This is a genomic window from Mucilaginibacter sp. P4_D1, from assembly GCF_056401935.1.
Map to the genome: position 1 here is coordinate 157,492 of NZ_JBFUIJ010000009.1, position 18,009 is coordinate 175,500.

Annotated in this window: 10 protein-coding genes; 4 read left to right on the plus strand and 6 right to left on the minus strand. The window is 44.0% G+C overall.

Annotated features, from left to right (window positions below; translation table 11 throughout):
• Nucleotides 1-71: 71 nt before the first annotated feature.
• Nucleotides 72-500 (minus strand): CBS domain-containing protein, encoded by a 429-nt coding sequence (locus AC1DV1_RS11165; protein ID WP_090640676.1) that lies wholly within the window; start codon nt 498-500, stop codon nt 72-74.
• A 481-nt stretch (nt 501-981) separates the two neighbouring features.
• Between AC1DV1_RS11165 and AC1DV1_RS11170 the strand changes: the two genes are divergently transcribed.
• The 4 genes from AC1DV1_RS11170 to AC1DV1_RS11185 all read left to right on the plus strand — a co-directional run bounded on the left by AC1DV1_RS11170 (nt 982) and on the right by AC1DV1_RS11185 (nt 5,445).
• Nucleotides 982-2,034 carry a hypothetical protein gene (locus AC1DV1_RS11170; RefSeq protein WP_477358794.1) on the plus strand — a complete coding sequence of 351 codons (1,053 nt, stop codon included), beginning with the start codon at nt 982-984 and terminating at the stop codon, nt 2,032-2,034.
• Between the two features lie 225 nt (nt 2,035-2,259).
• Nucleotides 2,260-2,922, plus strand: a complete 663-nt coding sequence (locus AC1DV1_RS11175) for a 3-keto-disaccharide hydrolase (protein WP_477358797.1) — start codon at nt 2,260-2,262, stop codon at nt 2,920-2,922.
• A gap of 125 nt (nt 2,923-3,047) precedes the next feature.
• Nucleotides 3,048-4,784, plus strand: coding sequence for a GMC oxidoreductase (locus AC1DV1_RS11180; protein ID WP_477358800.1), 1,737 nt, complete (start codon nt 3,048-3,050; stop codon nt 4,782-4,784).
• Nucleotides 4,785-4,806: 22 nt separating this feature from the next.
• Nucleotides 4,807-5,445 carry a gluconate 2-dehydrogenase subunit 3 family protein gene (locus AC1DV1_RS11185; RefSeq protein WP_147055444.1) on the plus strand — a complete coding sequence of 213 codons (639 nt, stop codon included), beginning with the start codon at nt 4,807-4,809 and terminating at the stop codon, nt 5,443-5,445.
• A gap of 125 nt (nt 5,446-5,570) precedes the next feature.
• Here AC1DV1_RS11185 and AC1DV1_RS11190 read toward each other — a convergent pair whose 3' ends face one another.
• From AC1DV1_RS11190 to AC1DV1_RS11210, 5 genes are all read right to left on the minus strand, one after another.
• Nucleotides 5,571-7,958 (minus strand): ABC transporter permease, encoded by a 2,388-nt coding sequence (locus AC1DV1_RS11190; RefSeq protein WP_477358803.1) that lies wholly within the window; start codon nt 7,956-7,958, stop codon nt 5,571-5,573.
• 94 nt (nt 7,959-8,052) lie between these two features.
• On the minus strand, nt 8,053-10,446 hold the full coding sequence (locus AC1DV1_RS11195) for an ABC transporter permease (RefSeq protein WP_477358806.1): 2,394 nt from the start codon (nt 10,444-10,446) through the stop codon (nt 8,053-8,055).
• Nucleotides 10,447-10,546: 100 nt separating this feature from the next.
• Nucleotides 10,547-12,907, minus strand: a complete 2,361-nt coding sequence (locus AC1DV1_RS11200) for an ABC transporter permease (protein ID WP_477358809.1) — start codon at nt 12,905-12,907, stop codon at nt 10,547-10,549.
• 110 nt (nt 12,908-13,017) lie between these two features.
• Nucleotides 13,018-15,390 carry an ABC transporter permease gene (locus AC1DV1_RS11205; RefSeq protein WP_477358813.1) on the minus strand — a complete coding sequence of 791 codons (2,373 nt, stop codon included), beginning with the start codon at nt 15,388-15,390 and terminating at the stop codon, nt 13,018-13,020.
• A 149-nt stretch (nt 15,391-15,539) separates the two neighbouring features.
• Nucleotides 15,540-17,927 (minus strand): ABC transporter permease, encoded by a 2,388-nt coding sequence (locus AC1DV1_RS11210; RefSeq protein ID WP_477358817.1) that lies wholly within the window; start codon nt 17,925-17,927, stop codon nt 15,540-15,542.
• Nucleotides 17,928-18,009: the final 82 nt, after the last annotated feature.

Genomic DNA, 18,009 nt, shown 5'->3' on the forward strand with positions numbered 1-18,009 from the left:
AAATGCATTACCCCCTCCCACTCCAAATTAATCCTTCTTAAAATCCGAAATCGAAAATCTCAATTCCCAAATCAGGAATGTATATACCCCCTCAACTGTTCAATAGTCTCTTGTTGACTTAAGATAGTTTCCTTTACCAAATCGTTAATAGAAATGATGCCGCAAAGTTTATCGGCCATAAAAACGGGCAGGTAGCGGATATTGCTTTCGCTCATAATATGCATGCAGGTTTCTATGGAGTTTTCGGGTACAATACGGGGCAGGCCGGTGCTCATGATTTCGCGAACCAGGGTTTCGTGGGATGATTTGCCTTTCAGGATCACTTTGCGGGCGTAATCACGCTCGGTGAGTAGGCCAAGATATTCGCCGTCTTCGGTTATCACTACCGAGCCGATGTTTTTGGCGGCCATCAGTTCCAATGCTTCCAAAACAGATGTACCTGCATCAATGCTGATAGCACCGCCACCCTTACGGGCCAGTATGTTAGAAACTTTTATCATGATACTCAGGTTAAAATTAGGGATTGGCTTATAACCAAATATAACAATTCCCGACTAAAAGCAAATGGATTTTAAATTATATCTATCAACAATTTAGCGGATTAGTGCAGTCGAGCAGCTGTTCAAAAGGTAGCCCTGGGTTAAAGCGATACTGATTTTACGATGAGATATACTCAATTGACGAAATATCGTAAGCTCTTTCAACGAAAATTAGATGTCTAAACGACTTTTTTGCCGATGTCATCATCCAGAAGCACCCCTCAACTGTAATACTACTGTAAAAACCGGAAACAGTAATGTGCCGTATTTAAGCTCAAAAGGGCATTTTGGCCAAGCTTTACCCTATCCTGACACAGGCCCGTTTACTCAAAAATGATTAATAATTAATATTGCGGCATGGTATTTAACTATTGGATGCATCACGTTAGTTAAGCGTCATTTAAGTTGTTTTTTATATCGATCTACACAAAGTACTACTCCATTGAACAATTTTACACTTATTAAGGCATCAGGCAGCAAAGCTGCTACAGCCTTTAATCATAAATTAAAACGGGCTTCTTCAAAAATAATTTTCTGCCTTGTATTCGTACTTTTTCAAAGTATAACAGCTAAGGCTGCTACATTAAGCAATGATACCAGTAAGTCAGATTCGGCGCGTTTATCGCACCATATTATTAACCACGCGTTTGATAATATTTTTGAAGAAAACATGAGGCTTTCGCTGGCAGGTAATGAGTATTTTCAGCCGGATAAAACCCAGCTGGTTGCCGATCTTTCGCCAAATTTTATCCTGTTTAGTACACCCAAGTCGCGTTTCTTTTTTGAGTTTACCTCCAGGGTTAAAATCCGATTGCTGAATACCCGCGATGCACCTGTAAAATCGCCCAGCTATATGCCAAACGCCAACGTGTTTTACAGGCTAAATGAAGATACTTACAGGCCAAAATTTTTATCGTTAGGTTACTCGCACCATTCCAACGGCGTTAGGGGGCCATCGCTAAATAAGGATGGTACCTTTAATGTTGACAGCGGTAAGTTTACTACTAACTTTTACACCCTTACCTATTATACAGGTAAGCGGGTTGATAAGCCAGGGCTCACTATTAACCGTTACGATAACGTAGCGTTGGAGGTACACGCCGGCTTGTTCAACCTGGGCCTTTCACAGGGCTTAAAAGATCATTATGGCTTTGTGCGTATTAACGGCAGCCGCATGTACAACTTTGTAAAGGCTTATGATGATCCGTTGGAGCAAGGGCGTAAAACCTACGAAAACTGGCAGCGCATTCAGTTTGATTTTACCTACATAGCTGACAAGTATGACAACTACTCGACTTTTGATGTAAAAAAACGCCTGAACGTGAGCCTTAAATACTACTACTCGTTTCCGTTTATGCAGGGAACAGCCTTTATGGTTGGCGCCGGCTACCGGGGCCAGGATGATTATAACCAAAGTTTTCAGGATAGCTACGGCTATGGCATGATAGGCATTGCCGCCAACTTATCATTTGGCTTTCACAAACACGCTGAATAAGTTGTGAGTAGTGAGTTTAGAGTTGGAAGTTTAGTTATTCTGTCTTTCAACTCTAAACTCACTACTCACCACTGGCAACTCCCCAACCTATCCACATTTTTACACACCTGTTTACAGCTGTTTGTAATTTATTTTTCCGATAATCGTTTTAGCATTAACAAAAAGCAGATATATTTAGCCATCCAAACGGTACTATATCTCCAGTTAAATTATAAAACACTATCGATGAAAAAGATCCTATTGAGCCTGATGGCTGTATCTGCCATGCATTTTGCTGCATCGGCCCAAACTAAATCGTTATTTGACGGTAAAACAACAGCCGGCTGGCACACCTACTTAAAAACCGACACCAAAGCGTGGAAAGTTGTTGATGGCGCCTTACAACTGGACCCCAAAGCCGAAGATCAGGGCGACCTGGTTACCAACGACGAGTACGAAAATTACGAGTTAACACTGGAGTGGAATATTGAAAAAGGCGGCAACAGCGGAATTATTTTTGGTGTACATGAAGACCCTAAATTTGGCGCTACCTACCAAACGGGTATCGAAATGCAGGTTTTAGATAATAAAGATGCCGAAGACAATAAAAAAGCCAACCACCTTGCAGGATCATTATATGATATGAAAGCACCATCAGCTGATGTTGCAAAACCTGCCGGCGAATGGAACAAAGTAAAATTGCGCAAAAAAGACGGGCACCTTACCTTTTCGCTTAACGGTACCAAAATAGTTGATGTACAAATGGGCAGCGAGGAATGGAAAACATTACTTGCCAACAGCAAATTTAAAACCTGGGCCGATTTTGCCGCATATCCAAAAGGCCACATCGCCTTGCAGGATCATGGGCACGTGGTATCTTTTCGTAAAATATCAATTAAGCAACTATAATTATTTACAAAGTATATTTTACGCACTGCGTTCAATATATTTATACCGATAATCCAATTTAAACTAATGCATGCCTAAAGCGTGCATTTTTCCTGTTTTAAAACAAAGGATATTTTTGAGATAATATGAGCGATCTACAAATTAAAAAATCATCTGAAACTTATGATGTAGTAATTGTTGGTTCGGGTGCAGGCGGTGGTATGGCTGGTTACGTACTGGCCAATGCGGGCATTAAAGTACTGATGCTGGAAGCCGGTGCTTACTTCGATCCGCAAAAAGACTCGGCCCAGTTAAAATGGCCGTGGGAGTCGCCGCGCCGTGGTGCAGGTACAACACGCCCTTTTGGCGATTTTGATGCCGCTTTTGGTGGCTGGGAAATTGATGGCGAACCTTACACAACTAAAGACAAAACTGAATTTTTCTGGTTCCGCTCGCGTATGCTGGGCGGCCGTACCAATCACTGGGGCCGTATCTCGTTGCGTATGGGGCCAAAGGATTTCCAGGCTAAAGATGGCCTTACGGATGACTGGCCAATAACTTACGATGATGTAAAACCTTACTATGATAAGGTTGACCGTATGATAGGTATCTACGGTACCAAAGAAGGGCTGGAAAACGAACCCGATGGTATTTACCTGCCCCCGCCAAAGCCAAGGCTTAACGAACTGTACATTGTAAAAGGCGCCAAAAAAGCCGGTGTTACCATTATCCCTGGCCGTGGTTCGGTGTTAACCGAAGCTTTGCCCGGTAATAAAGATCGTGGCGCTTGTTTCTTCTGCGGTCAGTGTGGCCGGAGCTGTAAAGTTTATGGCGATTTCTCTGCATCATCATGCCTGGTTATCCCGGCTGTTAAAACCGGCAACTTAAAAGTAATTACCAACGCCATGGTGCGCGAAGTGATAACCAATAGCGAAGGATTGGCCACAGGCGTATCATACGTAAACCGCGAAGATTTGCAGGAGTACCAGGTAAACGCCAAAACGGTTATCCTTGGAGCCAGCGCAGGCGAATCGGCCCGTATCCTGCTCAATTCCAAATCGGCCCAGCATCCGGGTGGTTTGGCAAACAGCAGTGGTGTTGTTGGCCATTACCTGCATGATTCAACCGGCTCAAGTGCCGGCGGTTTCCTGCCCGAATTGATGGACCGTAAACGCTACAATGAAGATGGTGTGGGTAGCGTACACATCTACTCGCCGTGGTGGCTTGATAATAAGAAACTTGATTTTCCACGCGGTTATCACATTGAATATGGTGGCGGTATGCACATGCCATCATACGGTTTTGGCGGCGGTATTCATAATATGAACGGCGCCGTACCCGGCCGTGATGGTAAAATGAAAGATGCTGGTGGCTACGGTGCATCATTGAAAGACGATTACCGCCGTTTTTATGGTACCCAGTTTGGCATGGCCGGCCGCGGTACTGCTATTGCCCGTTACGATAACTATTGCGAGATTGACCCTAACGTGGTTGATAAATACGGTATCCCGGTATTGCGGTTCCACTACAAATGGGCTGATGACGAAATTAAGCAAGCCAAGCACATGCAGGAAACCTTCCAGGAAATTATGCACAACATGGGCGGTGCCATTTATGGCGGTCCGCAAGGGCCCGAAACCAATTATGGTTTAGAAGCGCCGGGCAAAATTATTCACGAAGTTGGAACCATCCGCATGGGTAACGATCCTAAAAAGTCGGCCCTGAATAAATGGTGCCAGGCGCATGATTGCAAAAACCTGTTTGTGGTTGATGCCGCACCGTTTGTACAACAAGGTGATAAAAACGCAACCTGGACGATATTGGCCATGAGTATGCGTACTGCAGAATACATATTACAGCAACGAAAAGCACTAAACGTTTAACAAGTTAATCCAATAAAATATTATGAACAGACGTGATTCCCTTAAAGCATTAGGCTTTACCACACTTTCGGCAGGATTAATACTGGAAGCTTGTAAACCCGGTGCCCCAAAAACAGAAGAAACAGCCCCCGCAGCCACAGGAGCCGAGGCCGGCCGCCAGCCTTTTGAGGTTGAGCGCGATAAAAAGCTGAATGGCGATAAATTTTTTACAGCGGCAGAAATGGCTACCATTACTGTTTTGGGAGATATCATTATCCCTAAAGACGAAAAATCGGGCAGCGCATCTGACGCCAAGGTGCCTGATTTTATCGAGTTTATTGTGAAGGACATACCCGATCATCAAACCCCGATGCGTGGCGGTTTGCGCTGGCTGGATTTGCAATGCCTTAACCGTTTTGGCAAGGTATTTACCGATTGCAGCCATGCGCAGCAGATAGAGCTGGTAGATATGATAGCCTACCCCGCCAAAGCCAAACCGGAAATGGCCCAGGGCGTAGCTTTTTTTAACCGCATGCGCGATTTAACCGCATCGGGTTTTTACACTACCAAAATGGGTATTGATGATATTGGCTTTGCCGGCAACAACCCCAACAAATGGACCGGTGTACCTGATGATGTACTAAAGCATTACAATATGCAGGATGTAAAAGCCGGCGTATAACAAAAACATATGTACAACAAAAAAGGAGCTGCAAGGCTCCTTTTTTGTTGATATAATAGAGGGTAAGACTCTGAATTCACCGTCCTGACTAATGAACTAATGAACCGGTGAACCAATGAACAATCCTATTCTGACCGAAGGCTTTTCACCGGGTTTATCAACGCGGCTTTAATACTTTGATAGCTCACTGTGAGCACCGTTATCATGATAGACCCTAATGCCGTTGCGCCAAAAATCCACCAGGAAAGTTCGGCGTGGTACTTGTAATCCTTTATCCAGCCTTGCATAAAGTAATAAGCGGTTGGTATAGCTATGAGTAATGATATGGAAACCAGCACCACAAAATCGATCGACATTAAGCGCCACAGGCCAAATACTGAGGCACCCAATACCTTGCGTACGCCAATTTCCTTGGTGCGCTGCTCGGCCATAAATGATGCCATGCCAAACAGGCCCATACAACTAATGAAGATGGCCAACATAGTAAAGAAACCTGCCAGTTTACCTATCCGCTCCTCGTTGGCAAACTTTTGAGCATATTGATCATCTGTAAATTTATAATCAAAAGGGCTGGCCGGGTCATACTGTTTAAATACAGATTCAATTTTACGTAATGCTTCGCTGGCGCTTTTGCCGGTGTTCAGCCTGATATCAACTATCCCGGGAGCATACGAAACCATATAAAATATAGTTGGTTTTACAGGCTCATAGGGCGATGACATAACCATATCCTTCACTACGCCTATAACTTTAAAATCCTTGTACCATTTAATGGCTTCGCCAACCGGGTGTTTAAAGTTCATGAACTTTACAGCCGCTTCGTTCAATACTATCCCCGATGAATCTGTTAAAATATCCCTTGAAAAATCGCGTCCGTCGGTAAGTTTCCAACCGGCCGTTTTTCCAAATTCGGGGCTCACTGCAATAGTGCCAAAATCGTCCTGCAGACCGGGATCCTTATCTCGCCAGGTAAGGCCACTATTGTTAGAATATACCCCGGTTAACGGGCTATCAGACTCGGCCATTTCAACTATTGCTCCCGATTGCAGCAGGTCATTCCTTACTGCTGCAAAATGCTGATGAATGGCATCTGTTTTCATTTCTATCTGAATAAGGCCGGTGCGATCATAACCTATTGGTCTGTTCTTGGTGAATTGCACCTGTCTGAAAACAATAATAGTACCTATGATTAAAGTAACGGAAACCGTAAACTGTAAAACCACCAGTACTTTACGGGGTAATGCAGCCATTCGTCCGGCTTTAAATGTTCCTTTTAAAACTTTCACCGGCTTAAATGATGACAGGTAAAAGGCAGGGTAACTACCCGCTATGAGCCCTGTTATGAGGCTAAAACCAATCCCAAGTACCCAAAACATCGGGTTGGCCCATAATACCTGCATAGTTTTATTGGCTACCTGGTTAAACCAGGGCAAAATGAGTTGTACAAGAACTATGGAAAACAGGAAGGCAAATGCCGAGATCAGCACCGACTCTACCAAAAACTGGCCAATAAGCTGGCCTCGCAGCGATCCTACCGTTTTGCGTATACCTACTTCTTTGGCCCTTTTTTCTGACCGGGCCGTGCTTAGGTTCATGAAATTGATACAAGCCAGCAGCAATACAAATACGCCAATAATACCAAACATCCATACAAATTGTATAGCCCCGCCGGTATTAATACCATTTTTAAACTCCGAATATAAATGCCATTTGCTTATCGGGTGCAAAAACACAGTTGGCTTAAAAGATAAACCCAGCTTATTGCCCTCGGCGGTAAAAGCATTCAGTTTCAAATCTTTTATCCTGGCCGATACCTTGTTTATATCTGCATTGGGGCTTAGCTGTGCAAATAGTTGCCATGAATTATTGCCCCATTGTGTAATGTTTGTTTTTACATGAGTAGTCATGTACAAATCCCAGGGTGCAATAAATGCCACTTCGGCTAAGCTGTTATTATGCGGCAGATCTTCGTAAACGCCGGTAACCTTAACGTTCCATTTATTGTCAATCTTTAAAGCTTTAAACATGGGATCAGTGTCGCCAAAAAGGGCCTTAGCCAGCGATGCAGACAGAATGATAGACGATGGATCTTTTAGCCCCGATCTTGTGCCTTTGATCATTTTTAAGCTGAACAGGTCTGGTGCTTCGGCCTGCATATAGTTTCCCTGCTGGGTTAGTTTTTTATCACCGAATGCGACGATGTGTGCGTATGTCCAGGTTGATAGTACCACATACTTAAAATCATTCTGATAGTCATCCCGCAGTTTGTAACCCAACGGCATAGGTATATCAGATTGTGTACCTACATTACCATTAAAGGTTTGATGCTGCATAACCTGTACCAGCCGGTCGTAGTTTTTAAAATACTTGTCGTATGACAGCTCGTCCCAAATCCACAAACCAATAAGCATGGCCACAGCCATACCCACCGATAGGCCGGTTATATTAATAAAAGTATGCGCCCTGTTACGCGTAAGGTTTCGCCAGGCGATCTTGATATAATTCTTGAACATGTTGTACGTTTTAAGTTGTACGTGATACGTTTTTATTTTACTAATGACCAATGACAGCGCAGCGAAATGACCAATGACTAATTTCGTCTTGCCTCTATTCCGACCGAAGGCTTTTCACCGGGTTCATCAGCGCGGCCTTAATACTTTGATAGCTTACAGTAAGCAGGGTAATCATGATTGATCCTAATGCTGTTACGCCAAAGATCCACCAGGAAAGCTCGGCGCGGTATTTATAATCTTGCAACCAGCCGTGCATAAAGTAGTATGCCGTAGGGATAGATATCAGCAGGGATATTGAAACCAATACCACAAAATCTACCGACATTAAGCGCCACAGGCCAAACACCGATGCACCCAATACCTTGCGTACGCCAATTTCTTTAGTGCGCTGCTCGGCCATAAAGGATGCCATACCAAATAAGCCCATACAGCTGATAAAGATGGCCAAAAGGGTAAAGAAACCAGCCAGTTTACCTACGCGCTCTTCGTTGGCAAATTTTTGGGCGTACTGTTCGTCGGTAAATTTATATTCAAAGGGGCTGCCGGGCGCATATCGTTTCCAGGCAGTTTCTATTTTACCCAGTGTTTCATGCGGGCTTACTTTAGGGTTAATGCGGATGTTAATCATCCCGCCGCTGTTTTTTGTAAGATAGAAAACAGTAGGCTGTATTGGCTCGTAAGGCGATGACATCACCATATCCTTTACCACACCGATGATCTGGAATTTTTTATACCATTCCAGTGTTTCGCCTACCGGGTTTTTCAAATGCATAAATTTAACCGCTGCCTCGTTTACCACCATGGCCGATGAATCGGCTAAGTTGTTTTTGGCAAAGTCGCGGCCATCCACTACTTTCCATTGCGCGGTTTTACCAAATTCTGCGCTTACGGCTATCGTACCAAAATCATCCTGAAGGGCGGGGTCTTTATCGCGCCATTTAAAGCCGCTGTTATCAGAGTATATATCCGTTAGCGGACTGTCGGATTCAGACATATCAACAATAGCGCCCGATTGAATCAGGTCGTTCCGTACCGCATCAAAATGATTATGGATCTCTTCGGTACGCATATCAACCTGGATAAGCCCGGTACGGTCATATCCTACCGGACGGTTCTTGGTATACTGCACCTGCCTGAAAACAATAACGGTACCAATAATAAGGGTAACCGAAACCGTGAATTGTAATACCACCAATATTTTACGCGGCAGGGCAGCAAAGCGGCCCGCCTTAAAAGTACCCTTTAACACTTTTACAGGCTGAAACGACGAGAGGTAAAACGCCGGATAGCTACCCGCTATAATACCCGTAAAAATGCTAAAGCCAATGCCCATGATCCAGAACAAGGGATTAAACCATAGTATAGTAACGGTTTTATCGGCAACCTGGTTAAACCAGGGCAATATCAGCTGCACCAAAACCAACGACAGGAAGAACGCGAAAACGGTTATCAGCATCGATTCCATAAAAAACTGCCCAATGAGCTGGCTACGCAGCGAACCAACTGTTTTGCGGATGCCTACTTCTTTGGCCCGTTTCTCGCTACGGGCGGTGCTCAGGTTCATGAAATTGATACAAGCCAGCAGCAATACAAACACGCCGATAAGGCCAAACATCCAAACAAACTTAATATCGCCACCGGTATTGATGCCATTTTTGAACTCCGAGTACAGGTGCCATTTACTCATGGGATGTAAAAAGATAGACGCCTTGAAGGTTAAACCAATTTTGTCGTTATTAAGCTTCAAACCTTCCATTTTCAGGTTTTTTATCCTGGCAGATACCCGGTCCAAATTGGCATTAGGTTGTAGCTGCGCAAACAATTGCCAGGAGTTGTTGCCCCAGGTTACACGGGCCTGTTTAAGGTAAGGCTGATGGGTCATAAACTGATCCCAGGGCGCAATAAACCCCAGTTCTTTAAAACTGGTATTGTGAGGTAAATCCTCGTATACCCCAGTTACCTTCAGGTTCCATTGGTTATCTATTTTTATAGCCTTAAACATGGGGTCGGCATTGCCAAAAATGGCTTTGGCCAATGATGCCGAAAGGATGATAGACGATTGATCTTTTAATGCCGACCGCGTGCCCTTGAGCATTTTGAGGGTAAGCAGGTTAGGCGCATCGGCTTGCATGTATGAGCCGGCGTAGGATAGTTTTTTATCACCCGAGGCTATGATATGGTTAAAGTTCCAGGTAGATAACACCACATATTTAAAATCGCTTTTATACTCTTCGCCCAGTTTGTAGCCTAATGGCAGGGGGATTGAGTTTTGTGTGCCTACCTCGCCGTTAAAGGTTTGGTGCTGCATTACCCGCACAATTCGGTTGTAGTTATCATGATACTTATCGTATGATAACTCGTTCCAGATCCAAAGACCTATCAGCACAGCCACAGCCATACCAACCGATAAGCCGGTAACGTTGATAAAAGTGTGCGCCTTGTTTTTAATAAGGTTTCGCCACGCGATTTTGATATAGTTCTTTAACATGTGGTACGTTTTAAGTTGTACGTGATACGTTTTTAATTTTTGACTGTACTAGTGACCAATGACTAACTCTGTCTTGATTATTGACTCTTAATTCTTGGTTCTATTCTGAGCGCAGGCTTTTTACCGGGTTCATCAGTGCTGCTTTTATGGCCTGGAAACTTACTGTAATTAATGTAATGGTAATAGCCCCCGTGCCCGATAATGCAAATATCCACCAGGTTATCGGCGACCGGTACTGGTATTGATGAAGCCAGCCGTTCATAAAATAATAAGCCACAGGGATTGCAATAAGTAATGATATAGCTACCAGCACCACAAACTCGGTTGATAATAAACGCCACAGGTTTGCCACCGATGCGCCAAGCACTTTACGTACCCCTATCTCCTTTACGCGTTGTTCGGCAACAAATGATGCAAGGCCAAACAAGCCAAGGCAGCTGATAAAGATAGCCAGCGCAGCAAACACGGTAGCCAGGTTGCCTATGCGTTGTTCGTCGCTAAATTTGCGGGCGTATTCATCATCATTAAACTTAAACTGAAATGGGCTGCCGGGATTGTATTTTTTAAACACAGGTTCAATTTTGCCCAGGGCTTCGCGCATAGGCACTTTAGGGTTTACGCGCAAGGTGATGACGTTAACCCAAGTCGGGTTCATATGAAAAACGGTAGCGACGGTAGGTTTGTATGGTGATTCCATCACCATATCCTTCACCACGCCGGTTATAATATGGTTTTTACCTGCCCAATGCATGGTTTTACCAATAGGGTTTTTAATTCCGCTTAGTTTTACTGCCGATTCATTTAATATAAACGCCCCGGTATCTGTAGGAAAACTTCTTGAAAAATCGCGGCCTTCAATTATCTTCCAGCCAACGGTTTTACCATAATCATAAGTTACGGCTATTGTACCAAATGTTGGATCGAAGCCTGGGGCTTTACCAGCCCATTCAAAACCACCGTTGTTTGACCATACCTGGGTTGTTGAACTGTTTGATTCTGCCATGTCGGCCACCGCACCGGTTTGGATCAGGTCGTTCCGCATGGCTTCATAATGGCCATAAATTTCGGGCGTGTTCATATCAACCGTAATTAAGCCCTCGCGGGTATAGCCAACAGGCCTGTTGCGCGCAAACTGAATTTGCCTGAAAACGATAATGGTGCCGATAATGAGCACAATAGATACCGTAAACTGTACAATCACTAAAACCTTACGCGGCAGCGAAGCAAAACGCCCTACACGAAAAGTCCCTTTTAATACCTTAATTGGTTCAAAGGCCGAAAGGTAAAATGCCGGATAGCTTCCTGCTATAATTCCGGTAAAAAAAGTAAAGCTCAAAGCGGCTACCCAAAACCAGGGATTAATAAAAGGCATGGCAATTTGCTTATCGGCAATGTTATTAAAATAGGGCAAAGCAACTAAAACCAAAACAAGCGTAACCACCAAAGCCAAAAATGCAAACATCAGCGATTCGCTCAAAAACTGCTTAACCAGTTGCGAGCGGACAGAGCCTATCGCTTTGCGGATGCCAACTTCTTTCGCGCGTTTTTCACTGCGGGCGGTGCTCAGGTTCATAAAATTGATACATGCCAACAGCAATACAAACGTACCAATGATGCCAAACAGCCACACCAACTCAATGCGGCCGCCAACTGCTTTGCCGTTTTTAAAATCGCTGTACAGGTGCCATTTGGCCATGGGATGTATTTGCATTACCTCGTCGTTCATTTTAAAATGAGGCTTGGTAATGTTCCTGATCTTTGCCGATACTTTGGCAAAATCGGTATGCTCATTCATCAAAGCAAATAAATGGCAGCCATGGTTATCCCATGCAGAACTTTGCGTATTCCACCAGTTTGCGGGGCTGCTCCAGGGTAACATGAATTTAGTTGGATAAAAGGTGGTGTTATACGGCAAATCCTGGTAAACGCCAGCTACCTTCATGTCGGTTTTGTTATCAATGCGTACAACCTTATTTATAGGGTCGGCGCTGCCAAACAAGGCGATAGCCAAAGATTGTGATAATACAAAAGACGAAGGATCTTTAAAGCTGGCATAGCTTCCTTTTATCATTTTTAATGAAAGTATAGCGGGCAAATCGGGCTCGGCCCACATGCCGTTTTGCGATATTTTTTTATCGCCAACGGCTAATATATGTGTGCCCTCCCAGGTAAGCGCGGTTAGCTTAAAATCACCCGCGTATTTGGTACGCAGTTCGGCGCTAAGGGGCACCACGGTCGATCCGAATGTGACTGTCTCGCCGTTGGCCGTTTGGGTGGTCATCAGTTGGGCTATGTGGTTATAGTTTTGATGATACTTATCAAACGATAACTCATCCCATATCCAAAGGCCTATCAGCATAGCTACCGCCATGCCAACTGATAACCCGGCTACATTAATAAATGTATGCACCTTGTTTTTGGAGATGTTTCGCCATGCGATTTTGAGGTAATTCCTGAACATGTTGTACGTTTTAAGTTGTACGTGATACGTTTTTTAACTCAACCAATGACCAATGACAGGGCAGCGAAATGACTAATTCTGTCTTGATTCTTGGCTCTTAATTCTTGATTCTATTCCGATCTCAAGCTTTTTATCGGATTAATCAGCGCCGCTTTTATGGCCTGGAAACTTACTGTTACCATGGCTATTACAATGATAATACCGCCAGCCATGGCAAATATCCACCAGTGCATGGGCGTTCGGTAAGCAAAATCACGCAGCCAGGCGCTCATGGCATACCAGGATACCGGCAGGGCGATAAACAGTGAAATGATAACCAGCAGCAAAAACTCTGACGATAGCAGGGTAAATAACGAAGCTGCGCTGGCCCCCAATACCTTGCGGATGCCTATCTCTTTGATGCGTTGCTCGGCAGTAAACATGGCTAAGCCCAACAGGCCAAGGCACGATATAAATATGGCCAGAAATGCAAACGCGTTTGAAAGTTTGGTTACTATCTGTTCGTTTTGGTAAAGCTTTTGGTATTCGTCGTCGCTGAAGGTGTAGCTGAACGGGAAAGCCGGGTTAATTTGCTTAGCCAGGGTTGCCAAACTGGCCAATGCATCGCGGGTTTTGCCGGGCTGGGTTTTCACCAGGATATTACCATAACCCTCCTGTTCGCCATACCTAATGATCAGCGGCTGGATTTGCTCATGCAGTGATGCAAAATGGAAATCTTTTAATACGCCGATGATCTGCCCCTTTTTGCCCCAAAAGGTTAAAGGCTTACCTATTGGGTCGGCATATTTTAATCTTTTTAGTGTTGTTTCATTGATGAGGTATCCTACTGAATCGGCACCGTAAGCCTTCGAGAAATCGCGGCCGGCAGCCATTTTAAGTTTCATGGTTTTAACAAAATCGTACCCTATAGATACCTGCGTAAACTGAATTTGAACGTTATTATCTTTACCTACCCAATCAACATCGCTGGTTCCGTTATCAAGCCCTGTTGGCGTAGCAGTGATCCGGCTTATCGACTTGATGCCTGGCATTTGCAAAGCCTCATCTTTAAAGGCCTGGTATTTGTGGATCAGCTCGCCATTCATCGGGATGTAAATAAGATTTTCACGATCATAGCCCAGGTTTTTTGATTGCACGTAATCCATTTGCTTGGATATTACAATAGTAGCGGTAATCATGACCACCGACAGGAAAAACTGGAATACCACCAGCCCTTTACGGAACATAGTTGTACCGGTATCTAACTTCAATGTTCCTTTTAAAACATTTACCGGGTTAAAGGATGATAAAAACAAAGCCGGGTAGCTGCCTGATATAAAGCCGGTAATTAAAGTGATGGCTGCTAATTTTAACCAGAAATCGGGCTGATGAAATGGCAGCGCTATCTCTTTTTGGGTAATGTTGTTAAACACAGGCAACAGTAATACCAATAATAATAATGAAACCACTACGGCCAGCGTAGTTACCAGCATCGATTCGCCTATAAATTGTTTGATTAGCACCGAACGCACCGCGCCAACAACTTTGCGCACTCCAATTTCGCGGGCACGCTTAACCGAGCGGGCTGTTGTGAGGTTCATGAAGTTGATGCAGGCTATCAGCAAAATAAAAATAGCCACAAGGGTAAACAGGCGCACGTACTCAATACGGCCTCCTTTAAATTCGCCGTTTTCGAAATTGTTGTGCAGGTATCCATCTTTAAACAGCTGTACGCCTAACTCCTCGGTAAATGTGCCTTTCTTTTGGTTTTTATTCAGGTTGTCTAAAAAGTGGGTTAGTTTTTTTTCGACTACAGCCGGGTTGGCATCGGGGCGCAACATGATAACGGTTGWGGGGCCGTTGTTGCCCCATATTTTTGCCCAATCATTATCGGCTAAAAATGCATCCCAGTTCATAATAAAATCGTATTGTTGCGATGAGGTTTTGGGCAGGTCCTGGTAAACACCGGTTACTTTAAAATCCTTCCGGTTTTCATAACGGATGGTTTTGCCAATAGCCGCCTGCGCACTGCCAAAAAAGGCTTTTGCCATTTTATTGGAGATGGCCAAGCTTACCGGTGTATTTAAAGCCGTTTGTGCGTTGCCTTCCAGCAAAGGAATAGTAAACATTTTAAAAACATCGGCGCCACCGTTTACCCCGCCCATTTTCAGAATTTTATCGCCAACACGGAACGTGCTTTCGCCACCGTATGAAATACCTGTTGATGCCTCAATTTCGGGAATTTGCTTTTTAAGCTCATCGGGCAATAAGCCAGGGGTGTTGTATTGACCAACAACTTTATTATCATAATACTGGCGTTCATAAACAGAATATAAACGGCTGCTGTTTTTGTGATAAGCATCCATCTCCAGCTCGTTTTGAACCCATAGCAGGATCAGCAAACTACAAGCCAGCCCTACAGAAAGGCCCGCAATATTTATAAACGTATGTGCCTTATTCCTGATAAGGTTTCGCCAGGCGATTTTTAGATAATTCCTTAACATATTAGTTCATTGGTTTATTAGTTCACTGGTTCATTTGGAGTATCAAGTAGTAAGATTTTTGATTTTCGAATTAAGCTCATTGCAGTTGCCTGATTCTTGACTCTAACTCGCCCGCAGCGGTCTTGATACTTGATACTTACTACTTGATACTATTCTGTCTTTAAACTCTTCACCGGGTTTAATAATGCAGCCCGGATGCTTTGGTAACTTACGGTTAGCAGTGTTATTATCATGGCCCCTGCGGCGGCGGCGGCAAATATCCACCAGGTTATGCCGGCGTGATACTGGTAGCCTTGCAGCCAGTTATGCATAAAGTAATAGGATACAGGGGTGGCAACCAGTATGGATATAAACACCAGCACCACAAAATCGACCGACATTAAGCGCCATAGGCTAAATACTGAGGCGCCAAGCACTTTGCGTACACCAATCTCTTTAATGCGCTGCTCGGCCAGGAACGATGCCATGCCAAACAGGCCCAGGCAACTGATAAATATAGCCAGGCCCGCAAAGCAGGCGGCCAGTTTGCCTATGCGCTGCTCGTTGCCGAATTTTTTGGCGTACTCATCGTCTACAAACTGGTATTCAAATGGTTGTGATGGATTATAAACTTTAAAAATACTTTCTATTTTGGCAAGCGCAGATGCGGCGCTCATTTTTGGGTTGATTTTAAGCAGGATGGTTGATTCGGAGTCTTTGGACAGGTAATAAATGAACGGGCGGATCTCTTCATAAGGTGAGCTGATGATCATGTCTTTGATCACCCCTACAACGTTCAACGTTGCGCCATCCCATTTAATAGTTTCGCCAACGGCCTTGTCATTATAGCCCATAAAATTAGCGGCAGTTTCATTAATTACTACGGCCGATGAATCGGTAAGGAATGAGCGGGAAAAACCACGGCCCTGTTTAAATTGCCAGCCAATGGTTTTGGCGTAATTGTAAGAGATTCCTTCTGTTAAAAAATCAGCACTCATATTTGGGTCTTTTCCTTTCCAATCAAAACCGCTGCTGCTTGAACCATAATTTGTAGGAGCAGCGCCCGCTTCGGCTACGGATATTACCGCTTCACTTTTTAATAGTTCGGTTGTTACTACATCAAGGTGTTTATGAACATCGTCGTTGATTACAGGAACAGAAACTAATCCGTCCCGGCTGTAGCCGATGGGTCTGTCTTTAGCAAATTGGATCTGTTTAAACACAACTATAGTCCCGATGATAAGGGTAATAGATACTGTAAATTGTATAACCACTAATACTTTGCGCGGCACAGCAGCAAACCTGCCTACTTTAAACGAACCCTTTAAAACTTTGATGGGCTCAAATGACGACAGGTACAAAGCAGGGTAGCTGCCGGCTATTAACCCGGTAAATAAACTGAAGCCAACAACCATCAGCCAAAATAGCGGGCTGGCCCATTGTATCGACATGCTTTTATCAGATACCGAATTAAAGAAAGGCAGGCTTAGCTGCACCAATAAAACCGATAAAGCCAGCGCCAATACCACAAACAACAACGATTCGCTAAAAAATTGGTAAATAAGCTGGCTGCGTAACGAGCCTATTGCTTTGCGGATACCTACTTCTTTAGCGCGTTTTTCGCTTCGTGCTGTACTCAGGTTCATGAAGTTGATGCAGGCCAGTAATAATACAAATACGCCTATGATGCCAAACAACCAAACGTATTTAATGCGGCCGCCAATATTTACACCGTTTTTAAAATCGCTGTATAAGTGCCATTTGCTCATGGGGTGTAAAAACAGCTGCGGTTTCTTTTTAGCCAGCTCGGGGTTTATGTTACGCAGTTTAGCATCTTTTATATTGGCGGATACGTGGGCGAAATCGGTGTTATCGGCAAGCTGAACAAATATCTGAACAAAGTTTGGCCTCCACGGATCGGCCGCTGTGCGTACCCACTCTGTATTGTTAAAGTATAATTGCCATGGTGCAATGAAAGTTATCTCGCCAAAAGTAGTATTGCGGGGCAAATCCTCATAAACGCCGGTAACTTTAACATCAAGCTTGTTATCAATTTTCAAAACCTTGTTCATCGGATCGGCATCACCAAAATAGGCTTTGGCATTTGATGCCGATATCAAAACCGAATAAGGGTCTTTCAAGCCATCGCGGGTACCCTTAAGCATTTTAAGTGTCAGCATTTCCGGTGCCTGTGGCTCAAAATAAACGCCCATCTTGTTCAGTTTTTTATCGCCTAAACTAAACAGGTGGTTTCCCCAGCCGGTTGCCATAGCTACCGATTTAAAATTGCTGCCATAATTTTTACGCAACTCATTAGCCAGCGGATAAGGCGTAGCCGACCAGGTGTTGATCTCGCCATTGTTTTTCAAATGCTGCTCAACCTGCGCTATACGGTTATAGTTGTCATGGTACTGATCAAAAGAAAGCTCGTCCCATATCCAAAGGCCTATTAGCATAGCCACCGCCATACCCACCGAAAGCCCGGCTATATTAATAAAGGAGTTGGCCTTATTTTTAATAAGGTTACGCCATGCTGTTTTAAAATAATGTTGGTTCATCTTTTTAGTTCATTGGTTCATTTGGAGTATCAAGTAGTAAGTATCAAGTAGCAAGATTTTTGATTTTCGGATTAACTTCATT

Bases quoted from the DNA above. Each gene is read 5' to 3' on its own strand.
- AC1DV1_RS11165 (WP_090640676.1), bottom strand. From the start codon at position 500: ATGATAAAAGTTTCTAACATACTGGCCCGTAAGGGTGGCGGTGCTATC.
- AC1DV1_RS11175 (WP_477358797.1), top strand. From the start codon at position 2,260: ATGAAAAAGATCCTATTGAGCCTGATGGCTGTATCTGCCATGCATTTT.
- AC1DV1_RS11180 (WP_477358800.1), top strand. From the start codon at position 3,048: ATGAGCGATCTACAAATTAAAAAATCATCTGAAACTTATGATGTAGTA.
- AC1DV1_RS11185 (WP_147055444.1), top strand. From the start codon at position 4,807: ATGAACAGACGTGATTCCCTTAAAGCATTAGGCTTTACCACACTTTCG.
- AC1DV1_RS11190 (WP_477358803.1), bottom strand. From the start codon at position 7,958: ATGTTCAAGAATTATATCAAGATCGCCTGGCGAAACCTTACGCGTAAC.
- AC1DV1_RS11195 (WP_477358806.1), bottom strand. From the start codon at position 10,446: ATGTTAAAGAACTATATCAAAATCGCGTGGCGAAACCTTATTAAAAAC.
- AC1DV1_RS11200 (WP_477358809.1), bottom strand. From the start codon at position 12,907: ATGTTCAGGAATTACCTCAAAATCGCATGGCGAAACATCTCCAAAAAC.
- AC1DV1_RS11210 (WP_477358817.1), bottom strand. From the start codon at position 17,927: ATGAACCAACATTATTTTAAAACAGCATGGCGTAACCTTATTAAAAAT.